Raw genomic sequence first — 21910 nt, 5'->3', positions numbered from 1 at the left:
ATCACCACCAGGTCAACGGGGCTCCCCCTGTCTCCTTATCTCCCCTTCCTGCACCTCTGCCGGACGGCCCAGCCGCAGCAGCCCCAGTTGCTGCGCCAGGGGTTGCAGCAAGGCATCGTGATCCGAGGGATCGGGCAGCCAGTAGCGCACCGGCCAGCCCGCTCGCAAGAGTACGGGGACCCGACTACCCAGCTCACGCAATGCCAGCACGCAGCCGCGCTGGCTCAGTTTCTCCAGCAGCAGGGCATCCTCCGTCAGGGTCGGCAGCGCCAGGATAAGCGTTCGCTCTCCCAGGGGCGGCAGATAGGCCAGCACATGGGCCAGCTGGGACTGCTGATGGAGCATCAAGAGCAGCGGCAGCCGCTGTTCGGCATCCGTCAGCAGCCGTGCCACCACAGGGCCCAGGATACCGCGCTCCTGCATCCAGTCCATGTCGCACACCTGCTGCCCCACCCGCCAGCGCAGGCTGATGCCCAGCACCTGTTGCCCCCGCTCGTCCTCCAGGGTCTCTGAGATAGTCTCCAGCGGCGAGGGCGCCGCCCCCGCCAGCCACTCCCGCAGTTGATGCAGCTGGCGCTGGCCCATGCTCAGGGAGGCCTTCATCGCCGGCTGGTACCAGATCAGGGTCGCGTTGTCCCGCTTGGCCTGGTTCAGCGCCAATATGGCCTGCTCCAGCAACTGATCCGCATCCTCTCCCTCAATGGCCCTGGCCACCCCGAAGCGGCAGGCCAGATCGAAGCTGCTCTCCCGGGTCACGAACTCGAACTGCAGCAGGCTCACCATGGCCTCCATCTCGGCTTCGAGACCGGGCTGCTCGCCGGCCAGGACCACGGCAAATTCATCTCCCCCCAGCCGGTAGGCCCGACCTGGATAGGCCTGCCGCAGCCTTGCGGCCACCGCCTGCAGCAGGCGATCCCCGACCTGGTAGCCGAGCAGATCATTGACCTGCTTGAACCGCTTCAGATCCAGTACCACCAGGGCCTGGACACGGCCACGCTGCAGGGATTGCCTGAGCTGGCCCTGCAAGGCGCGGCGATTGCCGAGTCGGGTCATGGGGTCGAGCAGGGAGAGACGGCGATTCTGCAGATTGGTGCGGATCAGGGCAAACACCAGCACGCCCCCCATCACCAGCAGGATCAGTTGCCAGATCTGGATCCAGAACAGGCTCTGGCGCAGCTGATTGAGCGAGGCTTCCCGCTCCTGCCCCGAGAGGATCTGATCCCCTATCTGCTCCACCTGGCGGGTAAGCTCGGCAATCCGGGCCTGGGAACGATCGAGAGCCTCCCCCTCCTGCAGCGCACCGGCCTGTATCTGGGGCTCGAGCGCCTTGATCTCGTCAAACAGCCCGGCCAACACAGTCCCCAGGCCATGGCGGGCGCGGGCATCTGCGGTCTCGCTGCTGATCAGGAACACATCCAGTCGATTCCACAGCAGATCGTAATCCAGGCTCAGGGCCTCCATCTCGAGGCCCCCCGCCCGATAGAGGCGCAAGCCATAGAGGAAACGCTGGGACTCCAGCATGACCTGGCTGATGTTCCAGTGGGTGTTGCGATAGAAGATATCGACCAGCTGCTCGTGCCGGCTCTGCAGCAGCAGCCCCCAGACAGAGGAGAACAGAAACAGCAGGGAGATGGCCGCCAGCAGCAGGTTATGACGGTGGCGACGAGTCACGGGATGACCTCGATGCGCACCAGCTGCCACACCATGAAGCTGTGAATGGGAGAGACATCGAACTCTGGGTATTCAGAGAAGGGCATCAGCAGCCAGACGGGTCCCTTGTTGCGACGGGTCAGCGGCTTGTCATCCTGATAGCGCACCAGGGTCAGCGGCACCTGGGCAAACGGGGCGAGATCGAACTGCTGCTGATAGCCATTGAGGCCAGTCACCCTGACATGAGTGACATCCTTGAGCCCCTGCGCCGCCAGCATCGCCTTCAGGGTCGGGCCACGATAGCGATGAACCCCGGCGGTCCAGGGAGTCGCGGTCTCGAACTCGGTCTGTGGCAAGGCGGCCAGCGCCGCCTCATCCAGGGGGATCTCCCGCTTGTCTGGCAGGATCAAGTGCAACAGTGGTGAAGAAGCGGTTGCCTGAGTGCCGAACGCCGTCAGCACCAGCAGAAGAAACGCGATTCCATGCTTGAAAATGTCCATATCCCTTGCGCCAGCTGCATCTTCTATTTTACGGGTCAGTTTGGCGGCTTCATTGAGTCAATGCAACTATGTTGTTACTCAATAGTTATGGCCCACGCATCTCCATCCAGTTATGACCGTCGATCTGTTTGGGCTGATGCACCCCGCAGCTTTGCAGCAATTCGTCCACGAAGGCGGGTACCAGCAGGGAGGCAGGGCCATAGCGCTTCTCGTCAAACTGGCTACCCACTTCGCTTGGCTCCAGGTTGAGTTCGACTGTGTGCGCACCATTGAGGCCCGCCTCATGGACGAACCCCGCCGCGGGATAGACGGCCCCCGAGGTCCCTATGGAGATGAAGAGATCGCATTGCGCCAGGGCCGAGTAGATGCGATCCAGTCCGAGGGGCATCTCGCCAAACCAGACCACATGAGGCCGCAACGGCTGCGGCAACTGGCAGCAGGAGCAGAGCTCGTGCTGGTGGAGATCCCCGCGCCACTCGATCACCTGTCCCGAGCCCGGGCAGCGCGCCTTGAGCAGCTCGCCGTGCATGTGGATGAGGTGCTTGCTGCCCGCACTCTCGTGCAGATTGTCTATGTTCTGGGTGACCAGGGTCACTCGCCCCGGCAGCAGGCGCTCGAGGCGCGCCAGGGCATAGTGGGCAGGATTGGGGTGGATCTCGGCGCGTTGCAACTGATGGCGCCGCGCGTTGTAAAAGCGCTGAACCAGTTCGGGATCCCGGGCGTAGCCCTCCGGAGTGGCCACGTCTTCCACCCTGTGCTCCTCCCACAGTCCGTCGCAGGCCCTGAAGGTCTTGATACCGGATTCGGCCGAGATGCCGGCACCGGTGAGGATCACGATATGTTTGGCTGACTGCACCATGGTTGACTTCCTCCAACGGATCACAGGCTGACCTTAGCACAGCCGGCTGGCCCGGCACATTCGCCCTTGGTCTTAGGAAGGCCGGGGCACCAGGGTGCCCAATATGCTCAAGTCCAGCCTGACAAAGACCATCTCCCGCCCCGTCACCAGGGTCAGCGGCAGCCCCAGCCCCTTCAGCAGGGCCAGCATGGGGCGATTCTGGCCGAGCACCTCGGCGGTCCACTCGCGGATCCCCTCCCCGTGCGCCAGCAGTGCCAGCGCCAGCAGGATGCGGCGCCCGGCCCCCCTATGCTGAAAATGATCCGCGACTATGCAGGAGAACTCCGCCCTGTCCGGGTGCAGACGCCGCCGGATGGACTGAGCCATGGCCAGCGGGGCGCCTTGCTCGTCGGTGAGCAGCAGCCCTATCTGGGGCGCTCTGGGGTAGTCGAGAAAGAAGGCGAGCTGATCGGCGGTGGCAGGCTGCTTGGCGCGCATGAAGCGCAGGTAGACACTCTGCTCGCTCAGCGCCTCGTAGGCCGCCTTCAGCCGCTCGGGATCGGATCCTGCCAGCTCCTGCAGTCGGCAGGGAATGCCACCCACCTCCATCATCAGGGGCAGAGAGGCCCGCGAGCCGGGGTGTACCCAGCCCGCCAGCGCCCGGAGCAGGCGCGCCTCGTCGGGAGGCCAGCAAAGGTAGCGCGGCACGGGCTACCAGCGCCCCGCCATGCCAAGATCCTGCCACTGGGCGGGATCCTGCAGGTTGAAGGGATCGTCGAGATAGAGGGCCATGCCGAGCTCGCGAGCACGCTGGATGAAGCGGGCGAGCAGAGAGTCGGCGGCCATGGCCTCCAGCTCCGGCAGCAGATGTTGCCCAAGCAGCAGGCTCTGGATCGGCAGCCGCTCCAGCTGATCGAAAGGCAGGTGCTGGGCATTGTCCAGCAGCAGGGCGAGCCTGGCCCCGGCAAGACTCGCCTGCAGCACCAGGGCGAAGCGATCCGCCTGGTTCAGCAAGTTATCCCGCCGATGGATGACCAGGGTCAGCTCGCTCGCCTGCCTGCCATGCTGCTCCAGCCATGCCTTGAGGGGCTCCCAGTGAGGGGTCAGGCTGCTCACGGCCAGCCAGATTGGCAGGGGGCTGGAGGCCGCATCCGCCTGCAGACCGAGCTGACCCCGCGCCCCTCCCTGCCAGCTGCGAATGGTACGCTTCAGGCCACCCAGCCTGCGCTGGCGCTGCGGCCCCAGGTAGAGCGCCTTGAGCAGGCGCAACAGATCGTCGCTCTGCAGCGGCTTGGCCAGGGCAGCCAGCACGTTGAAGCCGGCGTCGTGCAGCAGGCGTCTGGCGCCGTCGATCAGGGTCTGATCGTGGGCAGACAGCAGTATGATGGGCAGGCCGCTGTGACGGTACTGGGGATGGCTCATCAGGAGACTGATGGCATCCTGCTCCGCCAGGCTGAGATCGCAGATCAGCAGCCCCACGCCCCCCTCTTCCAGCGCCTGCAGGCAGCCGTCGCCATCCTGCACCCAGTGGCAGGGAAGTCCCAGCATCTGGATCTCCTGCTGGATGCAGGCTCCCTGGAAGGGGTGATCCTCGAGCAGCAGGATCTGGAGCCGGGCGAGCCAGTCCCGCCACCCCTGCTCCCGCGCCTGCAACCCCTCAAGCCAGGGATCCGACAGGCGGTAGATCCCCACCCCCGGTGTCTGCAGCCGCGGCAGATAGTCGGCCCCCCCGTGGGAGGCGGGATCGAACAGGGCGATGGCCCCGGCGGCGAACAACCCCTCCCACTGCCAGCTCGCGTCCGGCCGGGTACGGTGCAGGCTGGCATAGGCCGGCAGGCCCGCCTCCTTTGCCGCCTGATGGGAGACGGCGTCCAGGGCATAGACGCTGACGGGGTGAAATACTGGCTCCTGGCTGACATCTGACTCCAGCAAGGCCAACAACTCTTCATCTGTGATGATCATCTCATGCTCTCTCGCCCAGTTGCCGGCAGACGTCTTCCACGGCCTGCTGCAATTCTTCCACCAAGGGGTGCCCGGGGGCGCGCTGCCAGCGCTCTATCACCTGTACCAGGGCGGCGGCCCCCACCATTTTGGCGGCCCCCTTCATCTTGTGTAAAGCCGTATCGAGGGCGCCTTCATTCCCTGCCGTGACGCACCCCTCAATGTCGGCCAGATCCTGACGAGCCGACACCAGATAGAGGTTGATGAGCGCCGGGTTGAGCAGTGTCGTCATGGGGCTGGCCTTGACCGAGGCCTCCACCAGGGGCGCACTGCTGCGACCGGAGACGGTGCGCAGCAAGATGGCCAGCTCCTTTAGCAGGACGGGTTTGTCCAGATGGCCCTGGCAACCGCAGTCGGCCAGACGCTGGGCAGCCTGCTCGCTGAGATCGGCGGTGATCACATAGACGGGCAGCTGCTGCCAGCGCGCCGAGGCCCGCAACTGCTTGCAGAGCTCGGCACCGTCCATCACCGGCATCTGCAGGTCGGTCAGCACCAGATCGACAGATTCCCGCCCCAGGATCTCGAGGGCCAGGCGGCCATTGGCGGCGCTCAGCACCCGGGCGCCCAGCTGACTCAGCTGCATGCTGATCAGCACCCGGTTCACCTCGTGATCTTCCACCAGGAGGACACGCATGCCGGCCCCCGGCAGATCCGCGACCTCCCCGCTCCCCTGAACCAGCCTGGGTTGCAGCAGGCTCACCACGGCGCCCGGGATCCAGGGCTCACCCTGCCAGGACCAGGCACGCAGTCCCTGTTCATCCTGGGTGGCGGCAAGGCCGGGCGCCGTCGCCTCCTCGGTCACGCCAAACTCGGCGAGCCAGGCCCGCACGTACGCCAGCTCCTCGGGGGGGAGCTGCAGGGAAATCTGTTTGAACCTTGGCTGCCAGGGCGCCTTCTCCTGCGTCTCTTTGAGGGGCCATGCGCAGATGAAGCGGCTGCCGCCAGTGGCCACCGGCTCGACCCGGATCTCCCCTCCCATCTGCTCCATCAGCTGGCGACAGATGGCCAGCCCCAAGCCGGTGCCCTGGGCCCTGAGCTGACCCAGCTCCTCCCCTTGCTCGAAGGGCTGGAACAGCCGAGGCAGCAGCTCTGCACTGATACCGGGCCCCTGATCGTCCACCCCGCACCAGACCCAGTCCCCGTGCCGGCGGGCCCAGAGCACCACCTCGCCGTGCTCGCTGAACTTGATGGCGTTGGAGAGCAGGTTGTGCAACACCTGCTGCACCCTGTGGGGATCGAGCGCCATCAGGGCAGGCAGGGCCGGGTCCAGGTTGAGGCGCATCTGCAGGTGTTTGGAGCGCGCCTTGGACCAGTGCACCGCCGCCACATGCTCGCACAGCTCCACCAGATCGGTCGGCTGCATGGTGAGCCGCAGCTGGCGGTTCTCGTTGCGGCTGAAGTCGAGCACGTCGTTGAGCAGCCCGAGCAACTCGTTGCCCGCCTGCCTGACGTGCGCCAGCACCGAGGTCTGCTCTGCGGAGAGTTCGGTCTGATCCAGCCACTCCAGCAAGCCCAGGATGGCGTTCATGGGGGTGCGGATCTCGTGGCTCACGGCGGCGAGGAAGCGCCCCTTGGCGAGCACGGCCTGCTGGGCCTGCTCGTGGGAGAGTTGCAGAGAGTGCTCCTGCTCGACCCGGTTGGTCACATCCTGCACCACCCCAAAGACGCGCCACCCCTCCCCCTGACGGCGCCCCCTGCCGGAGAACTGCAACCAGCGCGAGCCCTTGGTCGGATGCTGGTAGCGCAGCAGATGGGAGAAGGGGCGCCCGGCCTGCAACATGGTCAGCATGGGGGCACGCATCTCCCGCCTGTCCTGGTGCGAGATGCGGGTGAGGGTCTCGTTGGGATTGAGACGGATCTGCTGGCTCGCCAGCCCCAGCAGCTCATGGCTGCCGCGGCTGACGAACTCCACCCGGGTGATGGCGCCGCCTTGCAGGGTAAACTGCAGCACTACCCCGGGCACCGTATTGGTGAGGGCCCGCAAGCGTCGCTCCGCCTGGCGCAGCAAGCGGGTGCGCTCACGCAGGGCGCTGATGTCTGACAGGGCGATGAGATCCCCGGCCGGGGCCTGGGGCCCCAGGCGCAGCGGGATCTGGGCATAGGAGTAGACCTGATCCCGCAGGGCTATCTCCCCCTCAGCCCCTTGCAGCTGCGGGGACGGCAGCACGAGATCGGTGGCGTAGCGCGCCTCCATCCGTTTGGCACGCTTGTTGCGCTTGATCACCTCCCCCTTGTCATTGCGCAAGAACACGGGCACGGGCAGCGCCTGGAACAGGGACTCCCTGAACTTGCTCTCCAGCGCCAGCGCCTGCTCCGCCTTCTGGCGCTCGCGCGCCTCCTGGGCCAACTGCTGGCGGGAGCGCCAGATTGACCAGATCACCCCCGCGCTGATCAGGAGTGCCAGCAAAATGGAGCCAAGCCAGAAGCCGTAACTGACCCCCTCCTGCTGGTTGAGGACGAGGCGCCGCCAACGCTGGACCAGCTCGCTCACCTGGCGATCGTTGATCGTCGTCAGGCTCTGCTCCAGCACCCCGGCGAGCCTTGGCTGATCCCGCCTGATAGCAAAGCCGAGGCCAAACACCTCAGGCAGCTCTGTGATGCTCAGCTCGCTCAGCTGGTTGTTGCGCAGCGGATATTGCAGTTGATAGAGCTCGGCCAGCATGGCATCGGCCTCACCGCTCTGCACCGCCGCCAGCCCTTGCAGCAGGTTGTCGGTCACCCCCCAGTCGTGTTGCCCGAACCGGGCCAGCAGGCTGGGGTCGTACAGCATACGGGGCACGACCACCTTGCCCTTGACCTCGGCAAGGGCGTGATATGCCCCCCCCTTGCGGCTGACCAGGGCATAGCGACTGGTTGCCACCGCACGGGTGAACTCGAACTCCTCGTGCAGCGTCGGGGACTCCAGCAGACCGGCCATCATGGCGGCCTCCCCGCTGCGCAGCCTGGCCAGCGCCTCCTCCTTGCTGGCAACGGGGATCAGCTCGAAATTCAGCCCCGTCTGGCGGCTCACTTCCCGCAGTACATCGCCGCTCCAGCCGATGAGTTCACCCTGCTGGTTGACGCCGCTATAGGGCATGAAGCCGGGATCCGCCACCAGCTTGATGGTGCGCGCGCTGCCGACCAGCCAGGCCTGCTCCTTGTCGGTGAAGTGCAAGGGGTTGATGTCCTGCTCGCTCTGGGGCAGATAGCGCCCCAGATCCCGATAGAGGCTGCCCGGCGGCAGGAAGCGGATCGCCGTGTCTATCAGCTCCTGCAACTGCGGCTTGTCGGCCATCATCAGCCGGTAGCTGATCACCAGATCGTCGCTGCGCATCCGCCGCAGGCGAAGCCCCTCGTCCGGGAACTCCCGCATCAGGTAACGCAGTTGCAGATAGTCACCGAGGTAGGCGCTGCCCCTGCCCGCCACCAGGGCCCCGTACCAGTTTTCCGCATCGGTCAGGAGCAGCTGGGACGAGTGGGGATAGAGCCGCTGCAGGGTCTCCTCTGCCTGCCAGATGGGCGAGACCAGGAAGGTCGCCTGCTCGAGCTCCCCCCGATAGAGGATGGCGGACTCCGCCTCCAGCATGGCACGGCTCAAGGCCGTGCCGGGCATGGTCTCCCGGGTTGGGCCCACATGGGGGATGAGATCGCACTGCCCGCGCTGCAAACCCTGCAGGGTCGCCGCCCAGTTTGGCAGTTTTTCGAAACGCAGCGGCACCGGCAGTTGCAGGGCCAGTCGTTTCATCTGATCGATGAGCAGGCCCCCCTGCGCTTCCAGGTAGGGGGGGCGCTGCAGGGCCGGGTAGCAGAAAGTCAGCCCGGTGAGCGTATCGGCATAGGCCTGGGTCTCGGCTGACAGGGGGAGCGTGGCGGCACGCAGCGGCAAGGCCAGCAGCGTACCAAACAGGAAGAGGGTCTTTATCATCGAAACGCAAAAGCCAGGCGGTTGCCTGGCTTTTCTTTACTCATTGGGTTCAACATTTTCTACCCTGGCCTTGAGCTTCTGGCCAGGCCGGAAGGTCACCACGCGACGGGCGCTGATGGGAATATCCTCGCCCGTCTTGGGGTTACGTCCGGGACGCTGGTTCTTCTCACGAAGATCAAAGTTACCGAAGCCTGAAATCTTGACTTGTTCACCGCGCTCGAGCGCCTGTCTGATTTCCTCAAAGAAGGCTTCCACCATGTCTTTGGCTTCACGCTTGCTCATCCCGAGCTGGGTGAACAGGTGCTCTGCAATGTCGGCTTTGGTAAGCGCCATAGATCAATCCCTCAAGGATGCATTCAACTCTTCACCAAGGGCCCGCACGACATTGTCTACGGTCTCGGCAATCTCTTTCTCCTCCAGGGTGCGCTGGGTGTCTTGCAACACTAGACTGATGGCCAGGCTCTTCTTGTCCTCTGCCATACCAGCACCCTGGTATACGTCGAACAAGTTTATTCCAACTAACTGATTTCCGCCAACTTTTTTAATTACTGCCAGGACGTCACCGGCCAGAACCGCTATGTCGACCACCACGGCGATGTCACGGCGATTGGCCGGGAAGCGGGAAACTTCGGCTGCAACCGGCACCTTGGCAGGGGTCAGCTTGTCCAGTTCCAGCTCGAACATCACGGCACGGCTCTTGAGACCCAGCTTCTTCTCGAGGCTCGGGTGGATCACGCCGATGTGGCCGATGACGGCGCCATTGCGCAGTATGGCGGCACTCTGACCCGGATGCAGGGCGCTGTGCTCGGTGCGCTCGAAGCTGAAGGTAGCCCCTTCGGCGGTGAGATCCAGCACTGCTTCCAGATCCCCTTTCAAATCAAAGAAGTCGCTGCCACGGCTCTTGACGTCCCAGTGTTCGTCGCTCTGGTTGCCGGTGATGATGCCGGCCAGCATGGGTTCCTGACGGATGCCGTTCTCGGCGCTCGCGTCCTTGATGAAACGCAGGCCCTGCTCGAACAGACGCACACGGCCCTGCTGGCGGTTCTGGTTGTAGACCACAGCCTGCACCAGACCCGGGAAGAGCGATACCCGCATGGCGGACATCTCGACCGAGATGGGGTTCGGCAGCACTATGGCATCGCTCTGGGGGAACAGGGTCTGCTGGGCCTTGGGATCCACGAAGCTGTAGGTGATCGCTTCCTGGAAACCGCGGTCGACCAGCAGGTCACGCACCCGCTTCAGGGTCACCTGGCCTTCGGCCTGCTCCACCATCGCCAGGGAGGCGGCGGGTTTGAGGTTCGGGATCTTGTTGTAGCCGTAGATGCGGGCCACTTCCTCGATGAGGTCTTCCTCGATGGCGATGTCGAAACGCCAGGAGGGGGCCAGTGCGGTCCAGCCGTCGGCGTCCACCGTCACCTGCATGCCGAGGCGGGTCAGGATCTCGAGCACCTGGGCGTCGGCCACGCTGATGCCGATCACCTTGTCGAGCTTGGTACGGCGCAGCTTGATGGGGGCAGCCTTGGGCAGATGGGCATCGGATTTGACTTCGATGACCGGACCCGCTTCACCGCCGCAGATATCCAGCAGCAGGCGGGTGGCTCTGTCCATCACCTTGGCTTGCAGCTCGGGATCGACCCCGCGCTCGAAGCGGTGGGAAGAGTCGGTGTGCAGACCATAGGCACGGGCACGACCAGTGATGGAGAGCGGCGCGAAGAAGGCGCACTCCAGCAGGATGTCGGTGGTGGTCTCGGACACACCGGTGCGATCGCCGCCGAAGATGCCGGCCATGCAGGCAGGGCCTTGTGTATCGGCAATCACCAGGGTGTTGTCTTTGAGCTTCACCTCGGTACCGTCGAGCAGAGTCATGGGCTCATCGCTCTTGGCGCGGCGCACCACCAGTTCCCCTTTCAGCTTGGCCAGATCGAAGGCGTGCATCGGCTGACCGAATTCCAGCAGCAGGAAGTTGGTGATGTCGACGATAGCGTCGATGGAGCGAATGCCGCCACGGCGCAGCTTCTCCTGCATCCAGAGCGGGCTCTGCGCTTGCAAGTTCAGCCCCTTGATGACGCGGCCCAGATAACGGGGGCAATCGGCTGGCGCTTCAACCCGGATCGGGAAGGTCGCGTCTATGGTAGCGGCAGCAGGGGTCCAGGTCGGCTCGACCACGTCCACGCTGTTGAGCACGCCAATCTCGCGGGCCAGACCTGCGATGCCGAGGCAATCGGCACGGTTCGGGGTCAAGTCCACGTCGATGGCGACGTCGTTCAGATTGAGGTAGTCGCGAATGTCGGTGCCGATGGGGGCATCGGCCGGCAGCTCTATGATGCCGTCCGCTTCCACTTCGATTCCCAGCTCGCTGAAAGAGCAGAGCATGCCGTGGGACGGCTGGCCACGCAGCTTGGCCTTCTTGATGGTGAAATCACCCGGCAGGGTCGCACCCACCTTGGCCACGCAGACCTTCAGGCCGGTGCGGCAGTTCGGCGCGCCGCAGACGATGTCCAGCAGCTCGCTTTCGCCCACGTTGACCTTGGTCACCCGCAGCTTGTCGGCGTCCGGATGCTGGGCGCACTCGACCACTTCACCCACGACTACGTTGTTGAACTGGCCAGCCACCGCTTCCACGGCGTCCACTTCCAGGCCGGCCATGGTGATCTGCTCGGCCAGTGCGTTGTCACTCAACTCGGTGCGGACCCACTCCATCACCCAGGATTTACTGAATTTCATGTTCTCTCGCCCTTACTTGAACTGCTTGAGGAAGCGCAGATCGTTTTCGAAGAAGGCACGCAGGTCATTGACCCCGTAGCGCAGCATGGTCAGGCGCTCAACGCCCATGCCGAAGGCAAAACCGGAGTATTTTTCCGGATCTATGCCGACCGAACGCAGCACGTTCGGGTGCACCATGCCGCAGCCCAGCACTTCCAGCCACTTGCCGTTCTTGCCCATGACGTCCACTTCGGCGCTCGGCTCGGTGAACGGGAAGTAGGAAGGACGGAAGCGAATGGTCAAGTCTTCCTCGAAGTAGTTGCGCAGGAAGTCGTGCAGTATGCCCTTCAGCTCGGTAAAGCTGGCATGCTCGTCCACCAGCAGACCTTCGACCTGATGGAACATCGGGGTGTGGGTCATGTCGTAGTCGTTACGATAGACGCGGCCCGGCGCAATAATGCGAATTGGCGGCTGTTGCTGCTGCATGGTGCGGATCTGCACACCTGAGGTGTGGGTACGCAGCATCAGATCGGGATTGAAGTAGAAGGTATCGTGATCGGTCCGCGCCGGGTGATGAGCCGGAATGTTCAGCGCATCGAAGTTGTGGAAGCCATCTTCAATCTCGGGACCGCGCTCTACCTTGAAACCCATCTCGCCAAACAGGCGCTCGATGCGTTCAATGGTACGGGTCACCGGGTGCAGGCCACCGTTCTCGATGCGGCGACCCGGCAGGCTGATGTCGATGGTCTCGGCGGCCAGCTTCTGGTTCAGCACGGCAACTTCGAGGGCTTCACGACGCGCGTTCAAGGCATCCTGAACCAGCTGCTTGGCCTGGTTGATCACGGCGCCTGCGGCGGGACGCTCCTCAGGCGAAAGGGCGCCAAGGCCCTTCATCTGCTCGGTGAAAAAGCCCTTTTTACCCAGATATTTGACCCGGATTTCGTCGAGGGCGGCGATGTCGCTTACGCCCTCAATTTCGGCCTTGGCCTGGCCGACTACTTCTTCAAGCTGTTGCATGTCTTCCTCGTCACCACTCCCGATACAGGAGCCTTTAGGCTAAATAAGGTCAAGAGGGGAATAATACAAAAAAAGCCCCTTGGCTGACCATAGTTATGGCGGGCTTTTATCCCTATAAATCATTTTGTTATATCAAGCGAGTCTCAAGCTGTCCCCCGCCTGCTTCAATTTCTGATGTTCGAACTTGGTTTGTTGGCATATCAGACATTTTCGCATCAGCCACCAAGACGGATGGCGCTGTACGGCACAACTCCCTGAAAGCAAAAAGCGAGCAACAAAAAAGGAGGCCTGAGCCTCCTTTTATCTTTCATAACAGAACCGGATTAAACCAGAGCTGCTTTGGCCTTTTCAACCAGGGCGGTGAAAGCCAGCTTGTCGTGAACGGCGATATCGGACAGGATCTTGCGATCGATCTCGATGGAAGCCTTCTTCAGACCGTCGATCAGACGGCTGTAGGACAGACCGTTCTGACGGGCTGCAGCGTTGATACGCGCAATCCACAGCTGACGGAACTGACGCTTCTTCTGGCGACGGTCACGGTAGGCATACTGACCAGCTTTGGTTACCGCTTGTACCGCTACGCGGTAGACACGGGAACGGGCGCCGTAGTAACCCTTGGCGGCTTTCATTACTTTCTTGTGACGAGCGCGAGCAGTCACACCACGTTTAACTCTTGGCATTTTTCACATCCCCCTTATGCGTACGGCAGACAAGCGACAACACGTTTGTGGTCGGCAGCAGAAACCATGAACTTCGGCCCCAGCTTACGCTTACGCTTACTGCTCTTCTTGGTCAGGATGTGACGCAGGTGGTTGTGCTTGCACTTGAAGCGACCTGAGCCAGTCTTCTTGAAGCGCTTTGCAGCACCCCGGTTGGTTTTCATCTTCGGCATTTTATACTCCGCATTGTGAGTGACAACAAAATCGCAAGGCGAACCGACTCATGGGGCGAACCCATGAGTCAATTTCTTGTGGGCCTTAAGATTTCTTCTTGGGTGCGAGGACCATCACAGCTTGACGGCCTTCGACTTTCGGGAACGACTCGACTACGGCCAACTCTTCCAGATCGTTCTTGACTCGCTCCAGAACCTTGATACCAAGATCCTGGTGGGCCATTTCACGACCACGGAAGCGCAGGGTGACCTTCGCCTTGTCCCCGTCTTCCAGAAAGCGAACCAGGTTGCGTAGTTTTACCTGATAGTCGCCTTCGTCAGTGCCAGGACGGAATTTGATTTCCTTTACCTGGACGACTTTCTGCTTTTTCTTCTGTTCTTTGGTGGTCTTGCTCTTTTCGTAGAGGAATTTGCCGTAATCCATGATTCGGCAAACGGGCGGCTCAGCGTTAGGACTGATTTCGACCAGATCCACTCCGGCTTCAAGGGCCAAGTTCAGTGCATCCTGAATGGTAGTGATGCCAATGGCCTCACCGTCCAAACCAGTCAGACGAACTTCTTTCAGACGGATCTCTTCATTGATCCGGTGAGCGCGGGCTTGCGGTTGCTTGCCCAGTTTTTTTCCGCCTTTTATAGCTTATTCCTCCACTTTCTTTTGTCCGCGGGTCTGAACTTCCTGGGTTAACAGAGCTATCAGCTCTTCAACAGGATAAGAACCCAGGTCAGCCCCTTTACGAGTCCGTACTGCAATCTTGCCGGCTTCTACTTCTTTATCGCCGCAGACCAGCATGAAAGGCACTCGCTTCAAAGTATGCTCGCGGATTTTAAAGCCAATCTTCTCATTTCTCAAGTCCGCTTTTGCGCGAAGGCCCGCATCATTCAATGCCTTGGCAACTTTCACCGCATAATCGGCCTGATTATCCGTGATATTCATGACCACGGCCTGAGTCGGTGCCAGCCAGGTCGGGAACAGTCCGGCGTACTCTTCGGTCAGGATACCGATGAAACGCTCGAGGGACCCGAGAATGGCCCGGTGGATCATCACGGGTACGTGACGTTCGTTGTCTTCGCCCACATAAGTGGCGCCAAGACGGCCCGGCAAGGCAAAATCGAGCTGCACGGTACCACACTGCCACGCACGATCAAGACAATCGTGCAGGGTGAATTCGATCTTGGGACCGTAGAACGCCCCCTCCCCCGGCTGCAGATCGTACTTCAGACCGTTTAGCACCAGGGCTTCAGCCAGGGCGGCTTCCGCGCGATCCCAGGCTTCATCGGAACCGATGCGCTGCTCCGGACGGGTGGAGAGCTTGACCACGATGTTTTCGAAGCCAAAGGTGCCGTAGACGTCATAGACCATGCGAATACAGGCCGAGACCTCTTCCATGATCTGATCTTCGGTACAGAAGATGTGCGCGTCATCCTGGGTGAAGCCACGCACCCGCATCAGACCATGCAGGGAGCCAGAGGGTTCGTTGCGGTGGCAGGAGCCGAACTCGGCCATGCGCAGGGGCAAGTCCCGGTAGGACTTCAGACCCTGGTTGAAGATCTGCACGTGACCCGGGCAGTTCATCGGCTTGATGGCGTACTCGCGGTTCTCGGACTGGGTGGTGAACATGGCCTGGGCATACTTCTCCCAGTGGCCGGAGCGTTCCCACAGCACGCGATCCATCATGAAGGGGCCTTTCACCTCCTGATAGTCGTACTCCTTGAGCTTGCCGCGGATAAAGGTTTCCAGCTCACGGAAGATGGTCCAGCCATCGTTGTGCCAGAACACCATGCCGGGGGCCTCTTCCTGCATGTGGTACAGGTCGAGCTGCTTGCCAATCTTGCGGTGGTCGCGCTTGGCGGCCTCTTCGAGACGCTGCAGGTAGGCCTTGAGCTGCTTCTTGTCGGCCCAGGCGGTGCCGTAGATGCGCTGCAGCATCTTGTTGTTGGAGTCGCCGCGCCAGTAGGCGCCGGACATCTTCTGCAACTTGAAATGGTGGCAGTGACGCATGTTCGGCACGTGGGGGCCGCGACACATGTCGACGTACTCTTCGTGGTGATAGAGACCGGGCTGGTCATCACGGGCGATGTTCTGATCCAGGATCTCGACCTTGTAGGTCTCGCCGCGGGCCTCGAACACATCGCGCGCCTCCTGCCAGGAGACCTTCTTCTTGACGACGTCGTAATCCTTGGCAGCCAGCGCCAGCATGCGCTCTTCCAGGGCAGCCAGATCTTCATCGGTCAGGGTGCGGTCGAGATCAACGTCGTAGTAAAAACCGTTGTCGATGACAGGACCTATGGCCATCTTGGTCTGGGGCCAGAGTTGCTTGATGGCATGACCCAGCAGGTGGGCGCAGGAGTGGCGCAGAATGTCCAGACCGTCTTCGTCTTTGGCGGTGATGATGGCCAGGGAGGCATCGGCTTCGATCAGCTCGCACGCATCCACCAGTTCACCGTTCACCCGGCCGGCAATGCACGCCTTGGCGAGACCGGGACCTATGTCGGCGGCGACGTCCATGACGGAAACGGCGTGGGGAAATTGACGTTGGCTGCCGTCAGGCAGAGTAATGATTGGCATTAGGTGTTTCCTTATACAGTGGTGCCCCCTACCAAAGGGCACATGCAGGTTGGAGAAAACCTTTCATTTCAAGCAGTTCACTCCTGAGTTTCACCGTTCACAATACGGTTGGTACACAGGAGTGGTACACACCCTCTTGGGTGTGCAAGGCCATCAATTGACAGGTACAGCGGAGGATTGTATCAGACGTCACGACTCAGACAAGTTGCCTTGCCGATTTTGTATACCATGGAAGGGGAAAGCGAGGTGCGCCGTCATCAGTTGATTTGCCTGGTGTCACAGAGGCAATCGGGACGGTGCACATGCGATGCGGGTCCCGTGGCGCCCTCTCTGTGCTAGGGTTCCAGTGAGGCGTCTGCCTGAGCAAGGAGAGCATGATGTACACCTATGAGATTTCGTTTCCGGAGCATGCGGAGAAGATTGTCCACCCGGACCACCTGCTGACGACACACTGCCCCGTCCATCTCGGGGAGCTGGTGATCCTGAGCGATGGCAGCAAGCGAGAGGTATGCAGCATAGTGCACAGCGCCGATCGCAGTACCCTCTATGTCACCGACGTGACACCGGGCAAGATCACCGCCAGCCGCTGAGGGGCTAACCCTCCCCCAGCAGTGACTGGCCATTGAAATCGAAGGCGCTGCGACCCTCTTCGGCCAGCGCCAGCTCCTGCAATACCGTCAACGCCAGCTTGTTGCCCTTTTGCGAGGCCTGATAGAGCCACTGCTTGGCCTCGGCCATGTCGACCCGGCCGTTGGCCCCCATCAGATGCAGCACCCCCACCTTGAGCATGGCGGGCACATCCCCGTTGCGGGCCGCTCGCTCCATCCAGTGAAAGGCGATACGTAGATCCCGTGGCACACCGACCCCGCGCAGATAGAGCTCCGCCAACCGGTACTGGCCAAACGCATCTCCCGCCTCGGCGGACTGGCGATAGAGTCGGATGGCCTGCACCAGATCCTGTTCGCTCCCCTGCCCCAGCTCATGGCTCCACCCCATCAGCGCCTGCGCCCTGGGTTGACCCTGTTCGGCCAATGGCTGCCAGATACCGGTCGCCTGCTCGAAGTGACCTACCCGCCAGGCGCGGTTGGCCGCCGCCAGCTCCTGCTCGGTGGAGAGCGGGAGCAGACGCCAGGTGACCAGGGCAATGAGGGCGATAAACAGCCAGCGGTAAGTGGTGGGGCTCATGACGATTTCCGTGATCCAGTTCGCATTTTGTTTATGTAAACGAAATGTAGCGACAGATCAAGCAAGAGATCCCGTTCTTTGGCCGAGTGAAATAAGGGAAGACTGGCCGGACTTGATGTTTGGCACTATCCCGAGCAGAATAACTGTATATATAAACAGTACATAGTGTGATGAGATGGCAGGACGAGGCAGCACCCACAATATCGAACACCGTTTCAGCGGCCCGCAGATCGATGCCGTCGATGATGGCTGGCAGGCAGTGGAATGGGAGGCGGCATTTCGTGCGTCCCGACCCAGAACCGAGGTGCGGGAGATCCAGGCCAAGACCATCATCAGCCACAACCTCTCGCCGGATGTCCCCTTCGGCCGCTCCATCAATCCCTATCAGGGGTGCGAACATGGCTGCATCTACTGCTATGCCAGACCCAGCCACGCCTACCTGGAGCTCTCCCCCGGCCTGGATTTCGAGACCCGGCTGTTCGCCAAGCTCAATGCCGCCGCGCTGCTGCGCCGGGAGTTTGCCAAGCCGGGCTACCAGCCGCAGACCATAGTGCTCGGGGCCAATACCGATCCCTACCAGCCCATAGAGCACCACTATCGCCTCACCCGCGAGCTGCTGGAGGTGATGCTGGCCCATCGCCACCCGGTGGGGATCATCACCAAGAGCGCCATGATATTGCGCGATCTCGATCTGCTGGCCGAGCTGGCCCGGGAGGGGCTGTGCCAAGTGATGGTGTCGGTCACCACCCTGAACGAGACGCTGAGGCGACAGCTGGAGCCCCGCGCCAGCACGGGCGCGGGTCGGCTCAAGGTCATCGAGAAGCTGGCCCAGGCCGGGATACCTGTGGGGGTGCTGGCGGCCCCCATGATCCCCAGGCTCAACGAGCCCGAGCTGGAGCAGATCATCAAGGGCGCCGTGGAGGCGGGCGCCGGCTGCGCCGACTATATCCTGCTGAGACTGCCCCACGAGCTGACCACCTTGTTTTGCGACTGGCTTGAGGAGCACTACCCCGGCCAAAAGGAAGCCATCCTGAACCAATTGAGGGGAAGCAGAGGGGGGACCCTCAACAGCCCCGCCTTCGGTACCCGCATGCGGGGCGAAGGGCAATTCGCCGACTTGCTCGCCCAGCGCTTTCGCCTCATCAGCAAGCGCCTTGGTTTGGGCAAACGCCACGTGCAGCTCAATGTGGAGCGCTTCTTGCGCCCCAACGAGCAGTTGCGCCTGTTCTGATGGCTGCGGCTATCTCTGATCAGCCCCTGGGCCTGGGCGGATAAGGGCGCAACGACTTGCCCTGCGCGATCAGCTCGGCGGGCAGGCGCGATGGCTCATAAGCGACTTCCTCCTGCTCGCTGTGCGCCAATGCCTTGGCATCCTCTCCCCACATCCGGCTCCACCAGATCTCCCACATGATCCAACTGGTCATACCCTGCTCCTTCTGGATGATATTGCCAACGTCGGGCTCGGGCATGGTCATGCCCCCACCTGAACAGCCGCAGTCTGTCCCGCCGGGATGACAGCCAGATGACGTCGGGATGAAGGATTGGGTATGAGAATGAACTGGCGCCCAGACTTGGGCAGAGTGGCGCCCTCACGTCGATGTGGCTCGGAAGAATTCGGGTGGATCGCCACGGCGGGAGCGAACGGCGACAAGGGCAGGACAAATAAAAAGAGCGACCCAAGGGCCGCTCTTTTTTTATCGAGGCAGGTAACGATTATTCGTCGTCAACCACACCCTCTTCGCTGGAGCCAGCATCGTCGGCAGCACCGGCGTCTGGCGCAGTCTCTGCCCCTTCCACCTGCTCGCCATCGATGGCCATGCCCTCAGTGACCAGAGCGTCGTTTTCTTCCTCGTCGCTCTCGGCGATGCGCTGCAGGCCGACCACTGTCTCGTCTTCACCGGTACGGATCAGACGGACACCGCCGGTGTTACGGCCAATGACGCTCACCTCGGCAACGCGAGTACGGACCAGGGTGCCGCCGTTGGTGATCAGCATGATCTGGTCGGTATCTTCGACCTGGATCGCATCGATCACCTTGCCGTTGCGCTCGTCCACCTTGATGGAGCGAACGCCCTGGGTACCACGGCTCTTGGTCGGGTACTCTTCGAGTGCGGTACGCTTGCCGTAACCGTTCTCGGTGGCGGTGAGGATGGCACCGACCCCGCGCGGAACTATAAGGGAAACCACCTTGTCGCCAGCGGCCAGCTTGATGCCGCGCACACCGGCGGCGGTACGACCCATGGGACGCACGCCCTTGAAGGTACCCTTGCTTTCGGTGCCTTCAGTGCCTTCGCCGTTGTCGCTGCCATCATCGTCGTTGCCGGCGTCGTCGTCGGTCTCGACTTCATCACTGGCATCCGCATCGGCTACATCGGCGCGACCGCTGCCTTCAGCGAAGCGAACCACCTTGCCCGCGTCGGAGAACAGCATGATCTCGTTGCTGCCGTCGGTGATGTCCACCCCGATCAGCTCATCACCCTCTTTGAGGTTGATGGCGCGAATACCGGAGGAGAGCGGACGGCTGAAGTCGGACAGGCTGGTCTTCTTCACGGTACCGTTGGCGGTGGCGAAGAAGACGTACTTGTCGGCATCATATTCCTTCACCGGCAGTATGGCGGTGATGCGCTCACCCTCTTCCAGCGGCAGCAGGTTGATGATGGGACGACCACGAGCGCCACGGGACGCTTCCGGCAGCTGATAGACCTTGAGCCAGTAGACCTTGCCACGGGTGGAGAAGCACAGAATGGTGTCGTGGGTGTTGGCCACCAGCAGACGCTCCACAAAGTCCTCTTCCTTGATCCGGGTGGCCGACTTGCCACGACCACCGCGGCGCTGGGCCTCGTAGTCGGAGAGCGGCTGATACTTCACATAGCCCTGGTGAGACAGGGTGACGACCACGTCTTCCGGGGTGATCAGATCTTCGATGTTGATCTCGGCACTGGACATGCTGATCTCGGTGCGACGCTCGTCGCCATACTGCTCGCGCACAGCCAGCAGTTCATCGCGGATCACTTCCATCAGGCGTTCCGGGCTTGCCAGGATGAACAGCAGCTCGGCGATGAGATCCAGCAGAGATTGGTACTCTTCCAGGATCTTCTCATGCTCGAGGCCGGTCAGCTTGTGCAGACGCAGGTCAAGGATGGCCTGTGCCTGGATCTCGGTCAGGAAGTACTGCCCTTCACGGATACCGAATTCCGGCTCCAGCCACTCCGGCCGCGCCGCGTCGTCGCCCGCTTTTTCCAGCATGGCGGCCACGTTGCCGAGTTCCCAGCCCTTGGCAACCAGGCCCGCTTTCGCATCCGCCGGGGTCGCACTGTGGCGGATCAGCTCTATGATGGGGTCTATGTTGGCCAGCGCCACCGCCAGACCTTCCAGGATGTGCGCCCGATCCCGCGCCTTGCGCAGTTCGAACACAGTCCGGCGAGTCACCACCTCACGGCGGTGCAGCAGGAAGGCATCCAGGATCTCTTTGAGGTTCATCACCTTGGGCTGGTTGTTATCGAGCGCCACCATGTTGATGCCGAACGTGGTCTGCATCTGGGTGTGCTTGTAGAGATTGTTCAGCACAATCTCGCCGGACTCGCCGCGCTTGATCTCGATAACGATGCGCATGCCGTCTTTGTCAGACTCATCGCGCAGGGCACTGATGCCCTCGACCTTCTTCTCTTTGACCAGCTCGGCGATCTTTTCGATCAGCCGCGCCTTGTTCACCTGATAGGGGATCTCGTGAACGATGATGGTCTCGCGACTCGTCTTCTCGTCCACTTCCACCTCGGCCTTGGCCCGCACATAGACGGAGCCGCGACCGGTGCGGTAGGCCTGTATGATGCCGGAACGCCCGTTGATGATGCCGCCGGTGGGGAAATCGGGCCCGGTGACATAGGTCATCAGCTCGTCAATGGTGAGGGCGCCATTCTCGATCAACGCCAGACAGCCGTTGACTATCTCGGTGAGGTTGTGAGGAGGAATGTTGGTCGCCATGCCCACCGCGATACCGGAGGAGCCGTTGATCAACAGGGTGGGTACCTTGGTGGGCATGACAGCCGGGATCATCTCGGTGCCGTCGTAGTTCGGCACCCAGTCCACTGTCTCTTTGTCCAGATCGGCCAGCAACTCATGGGAGATGCGCGCCATCCGCACTTCGGTGTAACGCATGGCCGCAGCGTTGTCGCCATCGACCGAGCCGAAGTTGCCCTGACCATCGACCAGCATGTAACGCATGGAGAAATCCTGCGCCATCCGGACAATGGTGTCATACACGGCGCTGTCGCCGTGCGGGTGATATTTACCGATTACGTCACCGACCACACGGGCCGATTTCTTATAGGGCTTGTTCCAGTCGTTCCCCAACTCGTTCATAGCAAACAGAACGCGGCGGTGAACCGGTTTCAAGCCATCACGCACATCCGGCAGAGCTCGTCCTACGATCACGCTCATGGCGTAATCCAGATAGGAACTCTTGAGCTCTTCTTCGATGTTGACCGGCGTGATCTCTCTGGCCAGATCGCTCATAGAAAGCCTTAATCCCTAATTAGTTGTTCTTTGGCTTAAACAGCGCGACATGGTAACACACTGAGCCAAATACCTTAAGCCACAAATCCGGGTAACACGTCGGGCTGGTGTGGCCAAGTCCGTCCGTTATAATGCCCGCCAG

18 protein-coding genes are annotated in these 21910 nt (G+C 61.8%); 2 read left to right on the top strand and 16 right to left on the bottom strand.

From position 1 onward, the window contains the following. Positions 1-12: 12 nt before the first annotated feature. The 13 genes from AB5Y91_RS09030 to thrS all read right to left on the bottom strand — a co-directional run bounded on the left by AB5Y91_RS09030 (position 13) and on the right by thrS (position 16071). Positions 13-1671 (bottom strand): diguanylate cyclase, encoded by a 1659-nt coding sequence (locus AB5Y91_RS09030; RefSeq protein WP_368169595.1) that lies wholly within the window; start codon positions 1669-1671, stop codon positions 13-15. Further along, positions 1668-2150 (bottom strand): hypothetical protein, encoded by a 483-nt coding sequence (locus AB5Y91_RS09025; protein WP_139743864.1) that lies wholly within the window; start codon positions 2148-2150, stop codon positions 1668-1670. The genes AB5Y91_RS09030 and AB5Y91_RS09025 overlap by 4 nt, the downstream gene beginning before the upstream one ends. A gap of 85 nt (positions 2151-2235) precedes the next feature. Further along, positions 2236-3009 carry a Sir2 family NAD+-dependent deacetylase gene (cobB, locus tag AB5Y91_RS09020; RefSeq protein WP_106886735.1) on the bottom strand — a complete coding sequence of 258 codons (774 nt, stop codon included), beginning with the start codon at positions 3007-3009 and terminating at the stop codon, positions 2236-2238. A 72-nt stretch (positions 3010-3081) separates the two neighbouring features. After that, positions 3082-3696: a GNAT family N-acetyltransferase gene (locus AB5Y91_RS09015; RefSeq protein WP_368169594.1), complete on the bottom strand. Its 615-nt coding sequence runs from the start codon at positions 3694-3696 to the stop codon at positions 3082-3084. Positions 3697-3699: 3 nt separating this feature from the next. Continuing rightward, the gene (locus AB5Y91_RS09010) at positions 3700-4950 is read right to left on the bottom strand and encodes a response regulator (protein WP_368169593.1); all 1251 of its coding nucleotides are present in this window, start codon (positions 4948-4950) and stop codon (positions 3700-3702) included. A gap of 1 nt (position 4951) precedes the next feature. Continuing rightward, positions 4952-8875, bottom strand: coding sequence for a transporter substrate-binding domain-containing protein (locus AB5Y91_RS09005; protein ID WP_368169740.1), 3924 nt, complete (start codon positions 8873-8875; stop codon positions 4952-4954). Between the two features lie 54 nt (positions 8876-8929). Beyond that, positions 8930-9226: an integration host factor subunit alpha gene (ihfA, locus tag AB5Y91_RS09000; protein ID WP_005300715.1), complete on the bottom strand. Its 297-nt coding sequence runs from the start codon at positions 9224-9226 to the stop codon at positions 8930-8932. A 3-nt stretch (positions 9227-9229) separates the two neighbouring features. Further along, positions 9230-11617 carry a phenylalanine--tRNA ligase subunit beta gene (gene pheT, locus AB5Y91_RS08995; protein ID WP_368169592.1) on the bottom strand — a complete coding sequence of 796 codons (2388 nt, stop codon included), beginning with the start codon at positions 11615-11617 and terminating at the stop codon, positions 9230-9232. A 12-nt stretch (positions 11618-11629) separates the two neighbouring features. Continuing rightward, complete coding sequence (gene pheS, locus AB5Y91_RS08990) at positions 11630-12613, bottom strand: phenylalanine--tRNA ligase subunit alpha (RefSeq protein ID WP_106886730.1); 984 nt, start codon at positions 12611-12613, stop codon at positions 11630-11632. Between the two features lie 323 nt (positions 12614-12936). Continuing rightward, complete coding sequence (gene rplT, locus AB5Y91_RS08985) at positions 12937-13293, bottom strand: 50S ribosomal protein L20 (RefSeq protein WP_010674800.1); 357 nt, start codon at positions 13291-13293, stop codon at positions 12937-12939. A 14-nt stretch (positions 13294-13307) separates the two neighbouring features. Beyond that, positions 13308-13505 carry a 50S ribosomal protein L35 gene (rpmI, locus tag AB5Y91_RS08980; protein ID WP_005315535.1) on the bottom strand — a complete coding sequence of 66 codons (198 nt, stop codon included), beginning with the start codon at positions 13503-13505 and terminating at the stop codon, positions 13308-13310. A gap of 85 nt (positions 13506-13590) precedes the next feature. After that, positions 13591-14121: a translation initiation factor IF-3 gene (infC, locus tag AB5Y91_RS08975; protein ID WP_205597183.1), complete on the bottom strand. Its 531-nt coding sequence runs from the start codon at positions 14119-14121 to the stop codon at positions 13591-13593. A 21-nt stretch (positions 14122-14142) separates the two neighbouring features. Beyond that, positions 14143-16071 (bottom strand): threonine--tRNA ligase, encoded by a 1929-nt coding sequence (gene thrS, locus AB5Y91_RS08970; RefSeq protein ID WP_043131783.1) that lies wholly within the window; start codon positions 16069-16071, stop codon positions 14143-14145. 374 nt (positions 16072-16445) lie between these two features. Here thrS and AB5Y91_RS08965 point away from each other — a divergent pair, with 374 nt between their 5' ends. Beyond that, on the top strand, positions 16446-16661 hold the full coding sequence (locus AB5Y91_RS08965) for a hypothetical protein (protein ID WP_139743859.1): 216 nt from the start codon (positions 16446-16448) through the stop codon (positions 16659-16661). A gap of 4 nt (positions 16662-16665) precedes the next feature. Here AB5Y91_RS08965 and AB5Y91_RS08960 read toward each other — a convergent pair whose 3' ends face one another. Then, positions 16666-17256 carry a tetratricopeptide repeat protein gene (locus AB5Y91_RS08960; protein ID WP_289982427.1) on the bottom strand — a complete coding sequence of 197 codons (591 nt, stop codon included), beginning with the start codon at positions 17254-17256 and terminating at the stop codon, positions 16666-16668. 175 nt (positions 17257-17431) lie between these two features. Here AB5Y91_RS08960 and AB5Y91_RS08955 point away from each other — a divergent pair, with 175 nt between their 5' ends. Next, complete coding sequence (locus AB5Y91_RS08955) at positions 17432-18487, top strand: PA0069 family radical SAM protein (RefSeq protein ID WP_368169591.1); 1056 nt, start codon at positions 17432-17434, stop codon at positions 18485-18487. 19 nt (positions 18488-18506) lie between these two features. On the opposite strand, the gene AB5Y91_RS08950 is transcribed toward AB5Y91_RS08955, so the two are convergent. Both AB5Y91_RS08950 and gyrA read right to left on the bottom strand, forming a co-directional pair. Further along, complete coding sequence (locus AB5Y91_RS08950; RefSeq protein ID WP_368169590.1) at positions 18507-18680, bottom strand: hypothetical protein; 174 nt, start codon at positions 18678-18680, stop codon at positions 18507-18509. A gap of 289 nt (positions 18681-18969) precedes the next feature. Continuing rightward, complete coding sequence (gene gyrA, locus AB5Y91_RS08945) at positions 18970-21768, bottom strand: DNA topoisomerase (ATP-hydrolyzing) subunit A (protein WP_368169589.1); 2799 nt, start codon at positions 21766-21768, stop codon at positions 18970-18972. Between the last annotated feature and the right edge of the window lie 142 nt (positions 21769-21910).

The sequence above is a fragment of the Aeromonas sp. R4-3 genome (assembly GCF_040908275.1).
In the GTDB taxonomy this organism is placed as follows: domain Bacteria; phylum Pseudomonadota; class Gammaproteobacteria; order Enterobacterales; family Aeromonadaceae; genus Aeromonas; species Aeromonas rivipollensis.
The sequence above is the reverse complement of the archived record's forward strand: the minus strand, read 5'-3'. Positions and strand labels throughout refer to the sequence as shown.